Annotated in this window: 1 protein-coding gene; it reads right to left on the reverse strand. The window is 58.1% G+C overall.

Going from position 1 to position 489, the window contains the following annotated elements; genetic code table 11:
* The coding region (locus tag EOD07_RS36975; protein WP_127238539.1) for an FAD-dependent oxidoreductase at window positions 1-274 on the reverse strand (274 nt) is incomplete at its 3' end.
* Between the last annotated feature and the right edge of the window lie 215 nt (window positions 275-489).

Here is a 489-nt window from a genome sequence, read left to right on the forward strand (position 1 = left end):
GCACGAAGCGCATCGGCCAGATGATGTGCGGCGCGTTCTTCCACAGGACCTCGCGCTCCATCAGCGCTTCGCGCACCAGCCGGAACTCGTAGAATTCAAGGTAGCGAAGGCCGCCATGGATGAGCTTGGTCGAGCCGGAGGACGTCCCGCTCGCCAGATCGTTCATTTCGGCGAGGTAAACTGAAAATCCGCGGCCAACGGCGTCGCGGGCGATGCCGCAGCCATTGATGCCGCCGCCGATGACGAAAATGTCATGGATCGGAATTGCGTCCAAGGAGTCCTCCAACGATTTCGCATTGCACCATTTTTGTGTTTTACGAAACCGTGGCGGAATTATTTCGAACTCAAACCGAATGTCAAACGAAATATCACGGCTGCGTGAGGCGGCCGTGATGCGCGCCTATTCGAGCGCGGTCTCGAGAAGCCGAACCTCGGTCTCCTCGCAAATCCGGCGGATCGAAGGGATGTCGCAACGATCGGTGATGAAGG

The sequence above is a fragment of the Mesorhizobium sp. M2C.T.Ca.TU.002.02.1.1 genome (assembly GCF_003997225.1).